Source organism: Polaromonas aquatica (assembly GCF_042659145.1).
Classification (GTDB): Bacteria; Pseudomonadota; Gammaproteobacteria; order Burkholderiales; family Burkholderiaceae_C; genus Polaromonas; species Polaromonas aquatica.
The window spans coordinates 881944-899423 of the sequence record NZ_JBHSRS010000084.1; the positions used below are offsets into that span (position 1 = coordinate 881944).

Consider the following 17480-nt stretch of genomic DNA (forward strand, 5'->3'; position numbering starts at 1 on the left):
AATCCATTTCTCTTTTAACTCCGGACGCGGTCAAATCCAGTCCATGTCACGTTCAAGCTATCTCCCGGACAATTTCACGCTCGCACTGGTTGGTGTGGTCACGCTCGCCAGCCTGCTGCCCGCCAGCGGCCAGACTGCGCGCTTTTTTGAAGGGCTCACGACAGCCGGCATAGCGCTGCTGTTCTTCCTGCACGGCGCCAGGCTGTCGCGCGAAGCCATCCTGGGCGGCATCATGCATTGGCGGCTGCACCTGCTGGTGTTTGCCAGCACCTTCATCATGTTTCCGCTGCTGGGCTGGGCCATGCGCCCGCTGCTGCTCCCGCTGGTCACGCCCGCGCTGTACACCGGCGTGCTGTACCTGTGCGTGCTGCCGGCCACGGTTCAATCGGCCATTGCCTTTGTCTCCATGGCGCGCGGCAATATTCCTGCGGCCATCTGCAGCGCTTCGGCCTCCACGCTGCTGGGTGTTTTCTTCACGCCGCTGCTGGTCAACCTCATCGTGCTGCCGGGCGGCAACGCGGGCTCGTCGTTCGATGCCATTGGCCGCATCCTGTTGCAACTGATGGTGCCGTTTATCGCCGGTCACCTGCTGCGGCCATGGCTGGGCGGCTGGGTCAAAAAGCGCGCAGCCGTGCTGAAGTTTGTCGACCAGGGTTCCATCCTGCTGGTGGTTTTTACCGCCTTCAGCGCCGCCGTGATCGAGGGCCTGTGGAAGCAGGTTCCCCTCAGTGCACTGGCCGGCCTGCTGGTGGTCTGCGCCGTATTGCTCGCCCTGGCGCTGGGCAGCACGACCTGGCTGGCCCGCCGCCTGGGTTTTGACAAGGCCGATGAAATCACCATCGTGTTCTGCGGCTCCAAGAAAAGCCTGGCAAGCGGCATTCCCATGGCCAACGTGCTGTTCGCATCCCATGCCGTGGGCGCCATCGTCCTGCCTTTGATGCTGTTTCACCAGATGCAACTGATGGTCTGTGCGGTGCTGGCGCGGCGTTATGCCAGGCGCCAGGAAACTGTCATCGGGCAAGGAATGACTGCTTCGGCAGAATAAATCCGGCATTTTTCAGAATTAAAAGGGCCACCAGCCCAATAAGGGCTTGCGCCACCAGCTATATATTCAATAGCAAACCCCAAAGCACTGCCAGGCTCGAACGCCCTGCGCACATCCCCCGAAGCCCGGCAACCCCGGCCTTGCAGGGGGCGGATCACACGCCGCAGGGCAGGCAGCGGCCAGTCGAATAAAATCAGGGCAGTTCACTACAACACCCAGCGGCATCCTTCTGATGCCGCTTTTCCATTGCCCCATGACCAACGCTGCCACCCCCACGCCTGCAAGCCCCGCTACTGACACCGCCAAACCGCCGGATCCCACACCGGGACTGGACAGCCTGGCCAAGTCCTTTGAGCCGGCGGCGATTGAAAGCCAGTGGAGCCCGCGGTGGGAGCAAAGTGGCCAGTACGAGCCCACGCTGGATGCAGGCAAGGAATCCTTCTCCATCCAGCTGCCGCCGCCGAATGTGACCGGCACGCTGCACATGGGCCATGCCTTCAACCAGACCATCATGGACTCGCTCACGCGCTACCACCGCATGAAGGGCGACAATACCCTGTGGGTGCCCGGCACCGACCACGCCGGCATCGCCACGCAGATAGTGGTGGAACGCAAGCTGCAGGGCGAGGGCAAAAGCCGCCACGACCTGGGCCGCAAGAACTTCGTCGCGAAAGTCTGGGAGTGGAAGGAAGAATCCGGCTCCACCATCACGCGCCAGATGCGCCGCATGGGCGACTCGGTGTCCTGGAAGCACGAGTACTTCACCATGGACCCGAAGATGTCCAGGGTTGTAACCTCGACCTTTGTGCAGCTGTATGAGCAAGGCCTGATTTACCGCGGCAAGCGCCTGGTCAACTGGGACCCCATCCTCAAGTCCGCAGTGTCCGACCTGGAAGTCGAGAGCGAGGAAGAAGACGGTTTCCTCTGGCATATCCGTTATCCGCTGGCCGATGGCTCGGGTTCGCTGACCGTCGCCACCACACGGCCTGAAACCATGCTGGGCGACGTGGCCGTCATGGTGCACCCGGAAGACGAACGCTACAAACACCTGGTTGGCAAGCAAGTGAAGCTGCCTTTGTGCGACCGCGATATTCCGGTCATTGCAGACGACTATGTGGACAAGGAATTCGGCACCGGCGTGGTCAAGGTCACGCCCGCGCATGACACCAATGACTATGCGGTCGGCCAGCGCCACAGCTTGCCCATCATCGGTGTGCTGACGCTGGACGCCGCCATCAACGACAATGCGCCCGTGAAATACCGAGGCATGGACCGCTTCGTGGCCCGCAAGGCAGTTGTCGCCGACCTCGAAGCACAGGGCTTTCTGGTCGAGGTCAAAAAACACAAACTCATGGTGCCGCGCTGCGCCCGCACCGGCCAGGTGATAGAGCCCATGCTGACCGACCAGTGGTTTGTTGCCATGAACAAGGTCAGCGAGAAAGACCCGACCGGCAAATCCATTGCACAGAAAGCCATTGATGCGGTCGACAGCGGCGCCGTGAAGTTTGTCCCCGAGCAGTGGGTCAACACCTACAACCAGTGGATGGGCAATATCCAGGACTGGTGCATTTCGCGCCAGCTCTGGTGGGGCCACCAGATCCCGGCCTGGTACGACGAGGACGGCAAGGTCTATGTCGCCACCAGCGAAGAAGAAGCGCAAAAACAGGCACCCGGCAAAAAACTCACGCGTGATGAGGACGTGCTCGACACCTGGTATTCGTCTGCGCTGGTGCCCTTCTCCTCACTCGGCTGGCCCGAAAAAACAAAAGAGCTTGATCTCTTTCTGCCATCGAGCGTGCTGGTCACCGGCTACGACATCATCTTCTTCTGGGTCGCCCGGATGATCATGATGACGACGCACTTCACCGGACAGGTGCCCTTCAAGCATGTGTACATCCACGGCCTGGTCAAAGACGCCCAGGGCAAGAAGATGAGCAAGTCCGAAGGCAATGTGCTGGACCCGGTGGATTTGATCGACGGCATTGAGCTCGCGCCGCTGCTGGACAAACGCTCGCAGGGCCTGCGCAAGCCCGAGACCGCGCCTCAGGTACGCAAGAACACCGAAAAGGAATTCCCCGCCGGCATCCCCGGCTACGGCGCCGATGCACTGCGGTTTACCTTCGCCTCGCTGGCCAGCCTGGGCCGCAGCATCAACTTCGACAGCAAGCGCTGCGAGGGTTACCGCAACTTCTGCAACAAGCTCTGGAACGCGACGCGCTTCACCTTGATGAACTGCGAAGGCCAGGACTGCGGCCTGGCCGAGCACACCAAGGAGCAGTGCCAGCCTGGCGGCGAGTTCCACAACTATCTTGATTTCTCGCAGGCCGACCGCTGGATCTCCTCGACCATGCAGCGCGTGGAAGCCGACGTGGCCAAGGGCTTTGCCGACTACCGCCTGGACAACGTTGCCGGCAGCATTTACCAGTTTGTCTGGGACGAGTTCTGCGACTGGTACCTGGAAATTGCCAAGGTGCAGATCCAGACCGGCACGGACGCACAAAAACGCGCCACGCGCCGCACCTTGATACGCACGCTGGAAGCCATACTGCGCCTGGCACACCCGGTGATTCCCTTCATCACAGAAGAACTCTGGCAAAAGGTTGCACCGGTTGCCGGCGTGAAAAAAGGCGAGTTCATAGGCCAGGCCGCTTACCCGAAAAGCCAGCCCGAAAAAATCGACGACAAGGCCGAGGCGCATGTCGCCAAACTCAAGACCCTGGTCGATGCCTGCCGCAACCTGCGCGGCGAGATGAAGGTCTCACCGGCCACGCGCCTGCCGCTTTTTGTCGTCGGCGATACGGCCTTCATGACCGCAGTAGCACCCGCCCTCAAGTCGCTGGCCAAGCTCAGCGAAGTCAAGGTGTTCGACGACGAAGCCGCCTGGGCCGCAGCCGCACAGGCCGCGCCCGTGGCCGTGGTGGGCGATGCCCGTGTCTGCCTGTATATGGAAGTGGATGTCGCGGCTGAAAAAGCCCGCCTGGCCAAGGAAGCGACCCGCCTTGAGGGCGAACTGGTCAAGGTCAATGCCAAACTGGCCAACGAAGCCTTTGTAAACAAGGTTCCGCCGGCCGTGCTGGATCAAGAGAAGAAACGCCTGGTGGAGTTCACCGCGACGCTGGAAAAGATCCGCGAGCAACTCGCACGGCTGAAGTAAGGCAGAAGGCCCATAAAAAAAGCCCCATTGAATGGGGCTTTTTTTATGGTGCGGGCCGCCCCCTTTCAAGCAGGGGCCGCGGGACTGGCTTCGCCAGACCGCAGGCGCAGCGCCTCCGAGGGGCTGGAGCCTGCGGCTCCAAAGCTGCTTGAGCAGCTTTGGACAGGCGACAGAGGCGAAGCGTCTCGCAAGCCGCGGCCTGCAAGGCCTCGGGAGCTACACGCCAGTGAGCGACCGTGGGGGCCACATCATCTGATCATGAACTCCTGATCAACCCACGGCGGGTTCAAACCTACACCGGGAAGCTCCAGGTCCATGGGCGCGCTGGGCAACTGGTCAACACCGGTTGCATGTGCGCTGATCGCTTCATGCATGCGGTGGGCCACATACCAGCTGGAACGCAGCCGTGCTTCCCGCGTGTGCGAACCCAGGCGCGGCGTCACGAACAGGTTTTTCAGGCCCTTGAGCGGGGACTGGTCGCCCAGAAAACTCGCGTCGGCACCATCCAGGATGCAGGCCTCAATCCGGCCATCACACAGTGCGGCGGCAAGTGCACCTTCGTCAAACAGTTCGCTGCGGCTGATGCCCACCCAGAGCTGGTTGCGCTTGCAGGCAGCCAGCAGTTTGCTGTTGACAAAGCCCCGGAAACGGCTGGCATACAACATTTGCACGGACACCGCATCGGCCTGGCTCATCAACTCGGGCAGGGTGACGGGTTGTATGCGCAAGCGCTCCCAGATCGGGGCCGTATGGTGCACCGCCGGGTCATAACCGATCAGGCGAACGCCCAGGCCGTTCAGCATGCCGGCCAGCGTATGCGCGGTAGGCGCTAGGCCCAGGATCCCCACAGTGCTGCCATGAAGCTCGCGCCCCATCTGGGCGGAAGGATGGCGGCGGCCCATCAGGGCAGACACCACGCCACGGCGGTAAAGCAGCAACAGGCAGCTCAGCAAATATTCCGCGTTGGAGCGCACGTTGGCGCTGCTGGCGTGGATGACCTTGATGTCCCTTTCCTTGCAGGCTTCAAGGTCGGTGTTGTCGGTGCCCACATGCAGGCGGCCCACGGCCTTGAGCTTGGGCAGGAAGTCAAGGAACTCGCGCGTGACGACAGTCTGCCGGGGAAAGACTATGCCCTTGGTTTTGTAGGCGGCCTGGCGCAGGGAGACAAGATCGTCAGCAAACTCGGGCCGGTATTCCACACTGTGCCTGGTTTCAAGCCAGGCCATGGCTTCGGGAACCAATGCGTCTAGAAGTAAGATGTCCACCCTGCGGTCCTTTTGCTGATTGTTTTAGTTCGTTTTTTTCCTGGCGCGGTTTCGTATTTCGCCCTGTCGCGCACTTGTCTGACGCGCCGACTGTCACAACAACGCCACACTTTATGCTCTTCCCTTGCCAAAGTCGATGCAAAAAATCACAAATTTAAACAAAGCTGTCTTCCCGGTTGCCGGTTTGGGCACACGTTTTTTACCCGCCACCAAAGCCCAGCCCAAGGAAATGCTGCCCGTCGTGGACAAGCCGCTGATCCAGTACGCTGTGGAAGAGGCCTATGCGGCCGGCATACGGCATATGATCTTTGTCACCGGACGCAATAAACGGGCCATAGAAGACCACTTCGATACTGCTTACGAACTCGAGAACGAGCTGGAGGTCGCCCAAAAGCTGGATTTACTGGCCCTGGTCCGGTCCATGCAACCAGGTGACATGGATTTTTCCTATGTACGCCAACCCCGCTCCCTGGGCCTGGGGCATGCTGTTCTGTGCGCGGAGCACCTGGTCGGAAACGAGCCGTTCGCCGTCTTGCTGGCCGATGACCTGATGGTAGGCCCGCCGGGCGGCCAACCGGTTCTGGCCCAGATGGCAGCGCAATTTGAAGGACTCCAGCAATCGCTGCTGGCGGTACAGGAAGTGCCGCTGGAGCACACCCGCCGCTACGGGATTGTGGCCGGGGAAACCGTGAACGGCGAGCTGATGAAAGTCACGGCCATGGTCGAAAAACCCGCACCGGAAGTCGCGCCCTCACGCATGGGCGTGGCCGGCCGCTACATCCTGAACCCCGCTGTTTTCAGGCACATCCGCAGCCAGCCTACCGGCGTGGGCGGGGAAATCCAGCTCACCGACGGCATCGCCAGCCTGATGAGTGAAGAAAACGTGTATGCCTTTCAGTACAAGGGCAAGCGCTACGACTGCGGTAGCAAAGCCGGTTTCCTGGAGGCAACTGTCGAGCTTGCCTTGCAGCATCCAGAAGTTGGCAAACACTTCAGGGACTACCTGAAAAACCTCAAACTGGGCTGATCGGGAAAATCGCCACCAACAGAATCAAGGGTCTTTAAAGGCCCTTGATTGTTTTTAACGGCGTTTAACGGCGTTTAAGTACGTGAATAAAGTCGTTGCCGGCCGTCGACTGCTCAACCAGGTCGTTGCCGGTCTGCTTGGCAAAAGCCTGGAAGTCGCGGGTTGAACCCGAGTCCGTGGACACCACACGAAGCAGTTGCCCGCTTTGCATCTCGGCCAGTGCTTTTTTGGCTTTCAGTATGGGCAGCGGGCAATTCAGGCCGCGCGTGTCGAGTTCTTTGTCGATGTTCATGGATGTCCTTGGGTTGCCACCGATTTTAATGGCGCTTCCGAAAATCTGAATTTCCAGAACGCCATTGCGCAATTAAATCAATCCCTTTTTTGCCATTCGACGAATTCCGGCACATGACCCCGGGACTTCAGCCAGTCGGCCAATGCGTAACCAGTGCCGGCCGGCCAGCACTTCACCTTCTCCGGCGCGTAGAGCTTGTAGTCCACCAGTTCCGGCGAGAGTTTCACCTCACCCGTGCACACTGCGTGGTAGGCGATGATGATCTGGTTCATGCGCTGGAAGTCATACACGCCAATCAGGTCCAGCGACACAGTCTCCAGGCTGGTTTCTTCCTGAATCTCCCGTTCAATCCCGCCCTGCGGGGTTTCGCCGGCCTCCATGAAGCCGGTGATCAGCGCGTACATCCTGTGTGACCATGCCGCGTTGCGGGCCAGCAAAATCTGCCCGTCGTACTCAATCACGGCAGCCAGCACGGGCGTCGGGTTGTTCCAGTGGGTGTACGCGCAGGCCGTGCAGCGCAGGCGCGCTTTTTCACCGCCGTCTTCCATCTGGGCGAGCATCTGCAGCGGCGTTGCGCAGTTGGGGCAGTACCTGAATTCATGGGTCATGGTTTTTTTTGCTACTTTATTGATAGCTGGTTGCACTCATGTACAGCCGGCCACAGGCATTTTTGAACATGAATTTCGACAAAATCAGGCACAGGTCAGGCGGGAAAGACGCCTGTTGACAGGTAACGGTCGCCCCGGTCGCACACGATAAAGACAATCACCGCATCCTTGACGGTTTTTGCAATCTCCTGGGCCACCCAGCAGGCGCCGGCGGCCGAAATGCCAGCAAAAATGCCCTCTTCGCGCGCCATGCGCCTGACCATGTCTTCGGCATCGGCCTGGCTGACCAGCACCAGCTTGTCCACCGTGCTCGCGTCATAAATCTTGGGCATGTACTCCTGCGGCCATTTGCGTATGCCCGGTATGCGCGAACCTTCGCTGGGCTGCGCGCCTATGACCTGGATCGCCGGGTTTTTCTCTTTCAGGTAGCGCGAAACGCCGGTAATCGTGCCCGTGGTACCCATGGCACTGACAAAATGTGTCACCTTGCCTGACGTATCTGTCCATATTTCGGGCCCGGTGGTCTCGTAATGGATGCGCGGATTGTCCGGGTTGGCAAACTGGTCCAGCACCCGGCCCTTGCCTTCGCTTTGCATCTTGTCAGCCAGGTCGCGTGAATACTCAATGCCCGCGCTCTTGGGCGTGAGGATCAGTTCGGCGCCAAAGGCCTTCATGGTCTGGGCACGCTCGATCGAAAGGTCCTCCGGCATGATCAGCACCATGTGGTAGCCCTTGATGGCCGCAGCCATGGCCAGCGCAATGCCGGTATTGCCCGAGGTTGCCTCGATCAGGGTGTCGCCGGGCTTGATGTCGCCGCGCTCTTCGGCCCGCTTGATCATGGACAGCGCAGGCCTGTCCTTGACCGATCCGGCCGGGTTATTGCCTTCCAGCTTGCCCAGGATCACGTTGTTGCGGGCTGCATTCTCAGTTGCGGCAATGCGCTGCAGCGCAACCAGCGGCGTTTTGCCAATGGCGTCTTCGATGGTTGGGTATTTCATAGCCCACACTGTGCCATAATTCGAGGCTTCGCTTCTTCCTGCCCGGGTGGTGAAATTGGTAGACGCAGGGGACTCAAAATCCCCCGCCGCAAGGCGTGCCGGTTCGATTCCGGCCCCGGGCACCAGCCCCTTCATTCAGAGGGGCCGCAGAAGTACGGCTACAGAACCCCCAGGATCAGCGGTCTGCCCCTTGCCACCTTCCCACGCGATGTCTGACCGGCCGGAAGGCGCCCTCCTTACCCAAATCAGCGGCTTCGCTTCCACGATGGCGCATTTGTGTGGTCCACGAATGGGCTTGATGTGAGTTCCGGCGAAATTTCCCAGGGGCGCATCAACACCACCGTCATTTTGATGGCCTGCGCTGCGTTTTTCAGTGGCGCTGCGCTGCGTATCTGCGACTCCCTGCTGCCGCGCCTGGCACATGATTTCAACCGCACTCCCGGCGCTGCGGGCCAGGTCATCATCAGCTTTTCCATTGCCTACGGCCTGATGCAGCTGGTGTTTGGCCCCCTCGGAGACCGTTATGGCAAGGCGCGGCTTATCTCGATTTCCCTGTCCGGGTGCGCGGTCACCGCCCTCGCCTGCGCGCTGGCGCCCAGCTTTGAAACACTGGTCTGGACGCGCGCTGCGTGGGGCATGTGCGCCGCCGGCGGGATACCGCTGGCCATGGCGTGGATAGGCGACAACGTGCCTTATGACCGGCGCCAGGCCACCCTGGCACGCTTCATCACCGGCAGTTTGTCCGGGATGATGGCCGGCCAGCTTGCCGGGGGCCTGTTTGCCGATTCCGGGCTGGGCTGGCGGGGTGCTTTTTTCAGCCTTGCCGTCGGTTTTGCCATCGTGGCACTGTTGCTCTGGAACTGGCTGCGCGCCATACCCACACCAAAGAGCGTGGCTGGCAGCCTGAATTTTCTCGGCCAGCTGCGTTCGGTGCTGGTGGTGCCGTGGGCGCGCGTGGTGCTGGCATCGGTCACGGTCGAAGGCATTTTCCTGCTCGGACCCCTGAGCTACCTGCCATCCTACCTGCACGATCGCCACGGCCTCACGCTGTCCGCCGCGTCGGCGCTGATTGCGCTTTACGCACTGGGCGGGCTGGTGTATGCAGTGACCGCAAGAAAAATCGTCACCTCCTTCGGGGAGCGCCGCATGGTCCTGGCTGGCGGGCTGCTGATGGGCACCGGCTTTTTGGGCCTGTGGTTATCCCCTCTGCCACTGGCCGCCGCTCCCCTGGCCTTGCTCATCGGCTTTGGAACCTATCTTTATCACAACACGCTGCAAACCCACTCTACACAAATGGCCCCTGCATTCAGGGGCACTTCGGTTGCGCTGTTTGCCTTCTGCCTGTTCGGCGGGCAGGCCTTAGGCGCCTCGATGGCCGGCTACATCTATGACCACCTGGGCTACACGCCCATGCTGCTGGTCCCCGCGCTGGTTTTGCCGCTGGCCGGCTGGGGCTTTGCACGCGCTTTGGTCCGCGGGCCAGACCCCGGCACCTGAGCGTTCTTCAGGCTACCCAGTCTGCGTCGACTTTTATGAGAAAAACAGCTGTAGCCCCATTAAATCGGTCGTAAACAGCTATCTTTTTCATAGCGTATTTTTTCTCCGAACCTACTCAGGCCTGATGCCCAGATCGGTAAACAGCTTGCCCCACTGCGCGTATTCGCTGCGAACAAAATTGGCGCATTCGCCCGGCGTTGACTCGGTGAGGTTCGCACCCAGCGCGGCAAAACGCGCCTTGACCTCCGGGTCACGCAATACCTTGTTGATCTCGCTGTTGAGCCTTGCGACAACAGGCGCTGGCGTCGCTGCAGGTGCGATGAAGGCATACCAGACGACAAATTCGTAATTCGGGTAACCCGACTCAGCCACCGTCGGCAGGTCCGGCAGTTCAGCGAACCTTGTTTTGCTGGTCACCGCCAGCGGACGCACCTTGCCGGCACGTATCTGCGGCAACGAAGTCTGCACCGGGTCAAACAATACCTGGATCTGCCCGCTGACAAGATCCGCCATGGCCAGCGCATTGCCCTTGTAGGGCACGTGCACCATGTCGATCCCGGTCACCTGCTTGAACAGTTCGGCCGAAAGGTGGGCCGAATTGCCGAGGCCGGCCGAGCCGAAATTCAGCTTGCCGGGATTGGCCTTTGCATAGGCCACCAGTTCGCGCACATTTTTGACGGGCAATGCCGGATTCACATCCAGCACAAACGGCGTGGTGCCGGCGCAGGCCAGGTAGGTGAAGTCCCTGCGCGAATCGTAGGGCAGGCTTTTGTACTGGTGCGGCGCAAGCACCAGCGGCGAGGTACCGGACATGCCTATGGTGTAGCCGTCAGGCGGAGCACTTGCAACCATCTGGTGGGCGATGGTGCCGTTGGCGCCTATGCGGTTGTCGGGCACGACCGGCTGGCCCAGCGCCAGCGATACCTTGTCCGCGATCACCCGGCCGAGCACGTCCACCGACCCGCCCGCCGCGAACGGGACAACCATTTTGATCGGCCGGGATGGATAGCTTTGTGCAAGCGCCAGTACGGGCACGGCGCTGGCAATGGCCAGCAGGGCGGCGCCGGCGAACCGCGCGCGCAAGGGTTTACCAAATACAGTCATCTTGTCTCCTGTCGTTTGTTTTCCTGGCTCCCTGAATTGGTTTTTTAGTGTTGCCGGATCTGCCACACCGGCTGCTAGCGCAAGCCGGTATTGACGGTGGGGTAGCGCAGTTTCAGCCTTAATTCCTTTTTCAGGCGCCGGTTATCGAGCCGCCGCGATTCACCCATGAAACTCAGCAGGCTGATGGGCAGCTGTTGCTGTGCCAGGTCGCGCCCCAGCCTCGGGGGGCGCGGCAAACCGTAGATATCCGCAGCCAGGTCAAAGTAATCGCCCATCTTCAGCCGCGTGTCGTCGCTGGCGTTGCTCACGCGCTGGGGCTTGCCGCGCCACAGGGCCGCGATACAGGCACGCGCCAGGTCGCCTGCGTGGATATGGCTGGTGTACACGTCGTCCTGCGCCGTCAGCACCGGCGTTCCCTTGAGCAGCCGCCCGCGCGGCGTGCCGCCCTCCCGGTCGGGCGCGTAGATGCCCGGAATGCGCAGGATGTGCACAGGCGTGCCGCTTGCCCGGCCGAACACCCGCAGCGCATCCTCCGCATCCACCCTGCGCCAGGCCCGCGGCGTGGCCGGATTCACGCGCCTGGTTTCGCTGACTTCGTCACCCTGGCAGTCGCCGTAGACCCCGCTGGTCGAACCGTAAACCACGGCCTGCGGCAGGCCGCGCAGGCGCAAAACACGCAGCAGGGCCCGCGTTCTCGGATCATCGCGTGCCCCGGCGCCGTCATTGGGCGGCGGCGCCAGATGTATCACGCGGGTCGCCAGCCCTGCCAGGCGCCGCAAGGTAAAGGCAGCATCCAGGTTGCCCTGCAGGGGCGTGATGCCCTGTGCCCGCAAATCGGGCAAACGCGCAGGTGATGAGGTGAGGGCCATGACCCTGACACGGGGAGGCAATTGCCGGGCCACGCGCAGGCCCACATCGCCGCATCCGACGATCAGCAGACGCTGGCGGCGAAAGCGCGAAGGCAGCGCGCCAAGGGGATTTGAATTTGAGGGCAAAATTGGGGGCTGCACTGGAAAACCAGCCGCATCAAAAAAAAGCAGATACGCCAAGCATACCCAAGAGGACTGAGACCATGAGCTTTACCGTGACCGTGCAACCCAGCGGCCGAACTTTTGTCGCCGAAACCGACGAAGCCCTGCTGGCCGCCGCCATTCGCCAGGGCATAGGCATGCCTTATGGCTGCAAGGATGGCGCCTGCGGTTCCTGCAAGTGCAAAAAGCTCGAAGGCACCATCACGCAAGGCCCTCACCAGCTCAAGGCGCTCTCGGCCGAAGAAGCCGCCAATGGCTTCATCCTGACCTGCTGCGCCACGGCCCATACGGACATCGTGCTGGAGTCGCGCCAGGTCACTGACGAAAGCGCCTTCCCCATCAAGAAAATGCCGGTTCGCGTCAACAGCCTGTCCAAGGCCTCGCACGACGTGATGGCCGTGCGCCTGCAGCTCCCCGCTGCCGATGTGTTCAAGTATCACGCCGGCCAGTATGTGGAGTTTTTGCTGCGCGACGGCGACCGCCGCGCCTACTCCATGGGCACCGCGCCGCACACGCAACTTGAGAACCCGGGCGTGGAACTGCACATCCGCCACATGCCGGGCGGGAAATTCACCGACCACGTGTTCAGTGCGATGAAGGAAAAGGAAATCCTGCGCATCGAAGGGCCCTTCGGCAGCTTCTACCTGCGCGAAGACAGCGACAAGCCCATGGTGCTGCTGGCCTCGGGCACGGGCTTTGCGCCCATCAAGGCCATCATCGAGCACATGCAGTTCAAGGGCATCACACGCCCCGCCGTGCTGTACTGGGGCGGACGCCGCCCGGCTGACCTGTACATGAACGACTGGGTGCAGGGCAAGGTCGCGGAAATGCCCAACCTGAGTTATGTGCCCGTCATCTCCGACGCACTGCCGGAAGATGCCTGGACGGGCCGCACCGGCTTTGTTCACAACGCCGTGCTGCAGGACATTGCAGACCTCTCAGGCCACCAGGTCTATGCCTGCGGCGCACCGATCGTGGTGGACTCCGCGCAGGCGGCCTACACCGCAGCCGGTTTGCCTGAAGGTGAGTTTTATGCCGACTCTTTTGTCACCGAAAAGGAAAAGGCGCAGGCCAGCGCCTGAGGTTCAGTCTCCAGCAAAAAAGCCCCGCAGTTGCGGGGCTTTTTTATTTCAACGCCTGTCGCTTATTTTGCGGCGGTGGTCTGCGCGTCGTGTTTTTGGTGCTTGATCGCAGCGCTGGCACGGTTTTGTTCGTGGTTCAGTTTGCGGCGCTCGGCCTTGGTTACCTTGCCGTCGGACTTGGCAGCCAGTTTGTCCGATTCAATTTTGGTTTCGCGCTTGTCCAGCCTGGTGGCTTCCTTGTTGGTCAGGGCGCCGGATGCGATGCCCTGGTCAATGCGTTTTTCCTGGTTCGCCTGGCGCTGGTCAATGCGCGGTGTTGCCAGCGGGTCTTTTGCTGCCACCGGGGCGGCAGGAGCCTGGGCAAACGCAGCGCCACCGGCGGTCAGGGCAATGGCGGCAATCAGGGTATGAATCTTCATGGAGGTCTTTCGTGAGCTGGTGGTTGAACAAAAAAACATGAAGCAATTGCCTCATGTACATGCAACGCGGCAGCGCCGGCCGGCGAACACTTCGCGGGTGTAAAGAAGCTGTAATGAAATGTCATTAATCGGGCGCCCCGATTTTTTTGCAACAATACATTCATGAACACCCGACACCCCGCAACCCATTTCGCCCGCGCCCTGCTCAAGCCTCTTGCGATCATGTCCATCGCCACGCTGGCCCTGTCTTCAACGCTGGCGCTGGCACAGCCCAAGATCATGCGCATCATCGTGCCCTATGCCCCTGGTGGCCCGATCGATGTCACGGCCCGCCTGATGGCCGAACGCGTCAAGGATTCGCTGGGTCCCGTGATCATTGAAAACAAGCCCGGCGCAGGCGGCAATATCGGCGTGGATGCCATCGCCAAGGCCGCGCCGGATGGCCTGACTGTAGGCATCGCCGCAGTGGCTACGCATGCCATCAACCCCTGGCTCTATAGCAAGATGCCCTACAACGCGGCCACGGACTTTGCACCCATCACGCAAATGCTGCGCGTGCCGAATGTGCTGGTGATGAATGCCGACACCGCCAACCGGCTGAAAATCAACACACTGGCCGACCTCATCAAATACGCCAAGGCCAACCCGGCCAAGCTCAATTACGCCAGCGGCGGCAACGGCAGCGCGGGCCACCTGGCCGGTGAAATGTTCAAGGCCCAGGCCGGCATTTATGCCGTCCACATCCCCTACAACGGCGGCAACCCCGCACAGCTCGCATTGCTGAGCGGCCAGGTCGATTTCAACTTTGACAACCTGGCTACGGCCTCCGCCAACATCAAGGCAGGCAAGCTCAAGGCCATTGCCGTGACCACGGCAAAACGCAGCGCTGTGTTGCCGGACGTACCGGCCGTTTCCGAAACGCTCAAGGGTTTTGAGATCGACACCTGGTGGGGCCTGGTCGCACCGGCAGGCACACCGCCCGACGTGATCGCGAAACTGAACAGGGCTTTTGTCGAGGCGCTGCATTCAACCGAGGCAAAGACACGTTTTGCCACGCTGATGGCCGAACCGGTTGCCAGCTCGCCTGAACAATTCGCCGCTTTTATGAAAAGCGAATTGGCCAAGTATGAAAAGGTTGTGAAAGCCTCGGGCGCCCGGGTTGATTGACCCCTGGGCATTTTGAGCGAACTTTAGGCCTGTGAAGCAATCCGGACGCGCGGGACCAGCTATTTAATCTGTAGCGCCGCGCCAAAGCACAAAGGCCTGCTCCCCGCGGCCTGCTCAATCCAGCGTGATGCCCGCCGAGCGAATCACCTGCGTCCATTTTTGGTATTCCGACGCCACATATTTCGCCGTCTCTGCGGCAGGAACATAAGGCACGGGCTGGAAGCCACCAGCTTCAAGCTGGCTGCGCAACTCTTCGTCTTTAAGCGAGGCCTCAAGCGCCTTGTGCAAACGGGCGAGAACATCTGACGGTGTTTTTGCCGATGCAAAAAGCCCGAACCACGACGTCATTTCAGAACCTGGCAGGCCGGACTCGCGCGCTGTCGGCAGGTTGGGAAACAGCGCATCACGCCTGGCGCCGGTGGTGAACAGGGCATGCACCTGCTGGCTTTCGATGAAGCGGCGGGCCGAGGGCAGCGAGTCGACAAAAAGGTCGACACGCCCGCCCAGCAGGTCGGTATAAACAGCCTGCGCGGCCTGGTAGGGAACCTGCACGATGTCGGCGCCGGTCTCCTTGAGGAAGGCGGCTGCCAGCACCTGCTGGCCGGTCCCGGAGCCTGCATTGGCGATATTCAGCTTGCCCGGATTGGCCCTGGCGTATTTACGAACGCCAGCCAGATCGCTTTCCGGCAGGTCCTTGCGCGCGAGCATCACATAAGGCGTTTGCGCCACAATGCCGATGCCTACAAAATCAGCCATCGGGTCGTAGGGGCGCTTCTTGTACATCGAGCCATTGAAGACGATGTTGCTGAGACCGCCCATCAACAGCGTGTAGCCATCGGCCGGCGCATTGAGCGCCGCCAGGGTCCCGACCAGAGAGCCGGAACCGGGGCGGTTCACCACCACAACACTCTGGCCCAGGTTTTTGGAGAGTGCTTTTTCGAGGCGCCGCGCGACCAGGTCAAAGCCGCCGCCTGGCCCGGTGGCAACGATGAGCGTCACGGGTTTCGACGGATAGGACTGCGCGTTCACGACAGGCAAAAAGCCAAGGCCAACGCAGGCAGCCAGCAGGATGGCAACAGCTTTTTTCATGCGCCGGCCCCTTTCAGCCATTCCTTGCCCCGGGCATAAACGGCTTTTTCTTCATTGCTGTACGGGTCAGGAATGCTGAGCGTGATGCTCGCGCCTTCCGACGACTGGACATACGCCAGGTGACGGAATCCGGCCGGATACTTTGCGAGTTCTTTCGCGTCCAGCACGAGTGTTTCACCGGGGTCCACGGGCCGCAGGCTGTCCTTGTCATATACCGGTTCGCGCGACTGGATGCGCCACTGGCCCCCCGACTTCAGCAGGCAGTCAAGAAAGCGCCCATAGACAGTGATGTCCACCAGTTTTTCGTGAACCACACTGCGCAGCAACAACGTGATGCGTGTTTCCGCTGTCGCCCGGTTTCCGTTGATCTCGCTGGTGCTTCCGCCAATGATGTGCAGGCCACCCCGGTCTTTGGGTTGCCTGGCCCGGCCCTGGATGCTGGCGTCCACAAAGCCGGAAGCCGGCCCCTTGTACCAGGTTGTGACCATGGTGGCGTCCGGTGTGTAGCAGTTGCGCAGTTTGTCCCACTCACCCGTGTCGCGCCAGTTACCCCAGTTCTGCGCCAGTTGCGCGATCTGGAACTGGTCCAGCAATTCGTTGGTGTTGCCGCTGTCTGGCATAAAGATTTGTCTCCTTGCTATGTCGCTATTGCTTCGCGGTCACCCCGGTTCAAAACCGTGAGCGTTCGTGGCGCCACTTTAGTCAGCGCAAGGAGATGGCGGAAGATGGCAGTTTGATGCGAGCCATGCCTCGCAGGCATGCGGTCGCCCAGACTGTGACGCTTGAAACCTCTACGGATAAAGCTTCATCATGGGCACGGCAGCGCGCCGGATCATGTCGCAGAAATACTCGGCCGCAGGTGTGGGCGGCACGCCTGCACGGTAAACCAGTGCAATGGCAGGCGCCGTCAGGACTTCTTCCACATCCAGCACCGTGAGGAGGTTTTTAAACATGGGGGTGTCGGCCCACGCCCTGGAGCTGATGACCAGCGCATCACTGCTGGTAAGGGCGACGATCAGCGTCAATGCCGTGCCAACGCGGATGGAAAGCCGCGGCGGCGGCAGGCCGATCTGCTCGAAGATGGCACCAAACTCCGTCTCGGCCTTGTCGGTGATGGAGGTTGTCAGCCAGTCCGCATCCAGCAACTCGCGTATCGACTTTGCACCGGCCAGCGGATGGCCCTTGCGCGCCAGCACCACACGCGGCGGCTGGAAGAGTTTTTCAAGCTTCAGCTCGGGCGGCACACCGCCTTCGGGTGCCGGCCCTACATAAGCGTCAATCGAGCCTTCCTTGAGCCGGTTTTCATACAGCGGATAAACACCCTCGATCAAATTGAGCCTGACCAGTGGATAACGATCCTGGAACGGCCCAAGGGCCTCGCCAAGCAGGGTGAGGTGGCTGACGCCCGAGATGCAGACCGCCACGTCGCCATGCACCTGGCCCTGTATCTGGTTGATCTCATCCCTGCCCTTTTCAAGTTCGCGAACCGCCATGCGCGCGCGTTTTGCAAACACCTTCCCCATCTGCGTCAGCGCCGCGCCACGCGCATGGCGCTCGAACAGCGGCACGCCGAGTTCCTTTTCAAGCTCACGAATGCTGCGGCTCAGCGACGGCTGCGCGATACCCAGGTATTTGGCGGCTGCGCTGATGCTTTCTTTTTCGACGATGGCGAGAAAGTCGCGCAGGTGATGAAGTTTCATGC

At 60.9% G+C, this 17480-nt stretch carries 16 protein-coding genes and 1 tRNA gene; 7 read left to right on the forward strand and 10 right to left on the reverse strand.

Annotation, left to right across the window (positions count from 1 at the left end):
* Positions 1–43 precede the first annotated feature (43 nt).
* Entirely contained in the window at positions 44–1045 is a 1002-nt protein-coding gene (locus ACFQND_RS25410) for a bile acid:sodium symporter family protein (protein ID WP_371438832.1), read from the forward strand.
* Positions 1046–1298: 253 nt separating this feature from the next.
* Positions 1299–4199: a valine--tRNA ligase gene (locus tag ACFQND_RS25415; RefSeq protein WP_377415037.1), complete on the forward strand. Its 2901-nt coding sequence runs from the start codon at positions 1299–1301 to the stop codon at positions 4197–4199.
* Between the two features lie 248 nt (positions 4200–4447).
* Here ACFQND_RS25415 and ACFQND_RS25420 read toward each other — a convergent pair whose 3' ends face one another.
* Entirely contained in the window at positions 4448–5464 is a 1017-nt protein-coding gene (locus ACFQND_RS25420; RefSeq protein WP_371435080.1) for an NAD(P)-dependent oxidoreductase, read from the reverse strand.
* Positions 5465–5600: 136 nt separating this feature from the next.
* Here ACFQND_RS25420 and galU point away from each other — a divergent pair, with 136 nt between their 5' ends.
* Positions 5601–6491: a UTP--glucose-1-phosphate uridylyltransferase GalU gene (galU, locus tag ACFQND_RS25425; RefSeq protein ID WP_371435081.1), complete on the forward strand. Its 891-nt coding sequence runs from the start codon at positions 5601–5603 to the stop codon at positions 6489–6491.
* A gap of 64 nt (positions 6492–6555) precedes the next feature.
* On the opposite strand, the gene ACFQND_RS25430 is transcribed toward galU, so the two are convergent.
* The 3 genes from ACFQND_RS25430 to cysM all read right to left on the reverse strand — a co-directional run bounded on the left by ACFQND_RS25430 (position 6556) and on the right by cysM (position 8389).
* Positions 6556–6783 (reverse strand): sulfurtransferase TusA family protein, encoded by a 228-nt coding sequence (locus tag ACFQND_RS25430; protein WP_371435082.1) that lies wholly within the window; start codon positions 6781–6783, stop codon positions 6556–6558.
* Between the two features lie 77 nt (positions 6784–6860).
* Entirely contained in the window at positions 6861–7391 is a 531-nt protein-coding gene (locus tag ACFQND_RS25435) for an NUDIX domain-containing protein (RefSeq protein ID WP_371435083.1), read from the reverse strand.
* 95 nt (positions 7392–7486) lie between these two features.
* Complete coding sequence (gene cysM / locus ACFQND_RS25440) at positions 7487–8389, reverse strand: cysteine synthase CysM (protein WP_371435084.1); 903 nt, start codon at positions 8387–8389, stop codon at positions 7487–7489.
* 40 nt (positions 8390–8429) lie between these two features.
* Here cysM and ACFQND_RS25445 point away from each other — a divergent pair.
* Together ACFQND_RS25445 and ACFQND_RS25450 are read left to right on the forward strand one after the other, a co-directional pair.
* Positions 8430–8514, forward strand: a tRNA-Leu gene (locus tag ACFQND_RS25445).
* A 151-nt stretch (positions 8515–8665) separates the two neighbouring features.
* On the forward strand, positions 8666–9886 hold the full coding sequence (locus tag ACFQND_RS25450) for an MFS transporter (protein WP_371435085.1): 1221 nt from the start codon (positions 8666–8668) through the stop codon (positions 9884–9886).
* Between the two features lie 111 nt (positions 9887–9997).
* On the opposite strand, the gene ACFQND_RS25455 is transcribed toward ACFQND_RS25450, so the two are convergent.
* Both ACFQND_RS25455 and ACFQND_RS25460 read right to left on the reverse strand, forming a co-directional pair.
* Positions 9998–10990 (reverse strand): Bug family tripartite tricarboxylate transporter substrate binding protein, encoded by a 993-nt coding sequence (locus tag ACFQND_RS25455; RefSeq protein WP_371435086.1) that lies wholly within the window; start codon positions 10988–10990, stop codon positions 9998–10000.
* Positions 10991–11064: 74 nt separating this feature from the next.
* The gene (locus ACFQND_RS25460) at positions 11065–11985 is read right to left on the reverse strand and encodes an NAD-dependent epimerase/dehydratase family protein (protein WP_371435087.1); all 921 of its coding nucleotides are present in this window, start codon (positions 11983–11985) and stop codon (positions 11065–11067) included.
* Between the two features lie 77 nt (positions 11986–12062).
* On the opposite strand from ACFQND_RS25460, the gene ACFQND_RS25465 reads away from it, so the two are divergent.
* Entirely contained in the window at positions 12063–13103 is a 1041-nt protein-coding gene (locus ACFQND_RS25465; protein ID WP_371435088.1) for a CDP-6-deoxy-delta-3,4-glucoseen reductase, read from the forward strand.
* 62 nt (positions 13104–13165) lie between these two features.
* Here ACFQND_RS25465 and ACFQND_RS25470 read toward each other — a convergent pair whose 3' ends face one another.
* Entirely contained in the window at positions 13166–13522 is a 357-nt protein-coding gene (locus tag ACFQND_RS25470) for a hypothetical protein (protein WP_371435089.1), read from the reverse strand.
* Between the two features lie 162 nt (positions 13523–13684).
* Here ACFQND_RS25470 and ACFQND_RS25475 point away from each other — a divergent pair, with 162 nt between their 5' ends.
* Positions 13685–14689, forward strand: a complete 1005-nt coding sequence (locus ACFQND_RS25475; protein WP_371435090.1) for a Bug family tripartite tricarboxylate transporter substrate binding protein — start codon at positions 13685–13687, stop codon at positions 14687–14689.
* Positions 14690–14803: 114 nt separating this feature from the next.
* Here ACFQND_RS25475 and ACFQND_RS25480 read toward each other — a convergent pair whose 3' ends face one another.
* The 3 genes from ACFQND_RS25480 to ACFQND_RS25490 all read right to left on the reverse strand — a co-directional run bounded on the left by ACFQND_RS25480 (position 14804) and on the right by ACFQND_RS25490 (position 17478).
* Entirely contained in the window at positions 14804–15778 is a 975-nt protein-coding gene (locus ACFQND_RS25480; protein ID WP_371435091.1) for a Bug family tripartite tricarboxylate transporter substrate binding protein, read from the reverse strand.
* Positions 15775–16398, reverse strand: coding sequence for a nuclear transport factor 2 family protein (locus tag ACFQND_RS25485; protein ID WP_371435092.1), 624 nt, complete (start codon positions 16396–16398; stop codon positions 15775–15777). The genes ACFQND_RS25480 and ACFQND_RS25485 overlap by 4 nt, the downstream gene beginning before the upstream one ends.
* Before the next feature lie 171 nt (positions 16399–16569).
* Positions 16570–17478 (reverse strand): LysR family transcriptional regulator, encoded by a 909-nt coding sequence (locus tag ACFQND_RS25490; protein ID WP_371435093.1) that lies wholly within the window; start codon positions 17476–17478, stop codon positions 16570–16572.
* Between the last annotated feature and the right edge of the window lie 2 nt (positions 17479–17480).

What these genes read in the sequence shown, in the direction of transcription:
- ACFQND_RS25490 (WP_371435093.1), bottom strand. Translation starts at nt 17,478, where the DNA reads ATGAAACTTCATCACCTGCGCGACTTTCTCGCCATCGTCGAAAAAGAA.
- ACFQND_RS25430 (WP_371435082.1), bottom strand. Translation starts at nt 6,783, where the DNA reads ATGAACATCGACAAAGAACTCGACACGCGCGGCCTGAATTGCCCGCTG.
- ACFQND_RS25415 (WP_377415037.1), top strand. Translation starts at nt 1,299, where the DNA reads ATGACCAACGCTGCCACCCCCACGCCTGCAAGCCCCGCTACTGACACC.
- galU (WP_371435081.1), top strand. Translation starts at nt 5,601, where the DNA reads ATGCAAAAAATCACAAATTTAAACAAAGCTGTCTTCCCGGTTGCCGGT.
- ACFQND_RS25485 (WP_371435092.1), bottom strand. Translation starts at nt 16,398, where the DNA reads ATGCCAGACAGCGGCAACACCAACGAATTGCTGGACCAGTTCCAGATC.
- ACFQND_RS25465 (WP_371435088.1), top strand. Translation starts at nt 12,063, where the DNA reads ATGAGCTTTACCGTGACCGTGCAACCCAGCGGCCGAACTTTTGTCGCC.
- ACFQND_RS25410 (WP_371438832.1), top strand. Translation starts at nt 44, where the DNA reads ATGTCACGTTCAAGCTATCTCCCGGACAATTTCACGCTCGCACTGGTT.
- cysM (WP_371435084.1), bottom strand. Translation starts at nt 8,389, where the DNA reads ATGAAATACCCAACCATCGAAGACGCCATTGGCAAAACGCCGCTGGTT.
- ACFQND_RS25475 (WP_371435090.1), top strand. Translation starts at nt 13,685, where the DNA reads ATGAACACCCGACACCCCGCAACCCATTTCGCCCGCGCCCTGCTCAAG.
- ACFQND_RS25480 (WP_371435091.1), bottom strand. Translation starts at nt 15,778, where the DNA reads ATGAAAAAAGCTGTTGCCATCCTGCTGGCTGCCTGCGTTGGCCTTGGC.
- ACFQND_RS25470 (WP_371435089.1), bottom strand. Translation starts at nt 13,522, where the DNA reads ATGAAGATTCATACCCTGATTGCCGCCATTGCCCTGACCGCCGGTGGC.
- ACFQND_RS25435 (WP_371435083.1), bottom strand. Translation starts at nt 7,391, where the DNA reads ATGACCCATGAATTCAGGTACTGCCCCAACTGCGCAACGCCGCTGCAG.
- ACFQND_RS25455 (WP_371435086.1), bottom strand. Translation starts at nt 10,990, where the DNA reads ATGACTGTATTTGGTAAACCCTTGCGCGCGCGGTTCGCCGGCGCCGCC.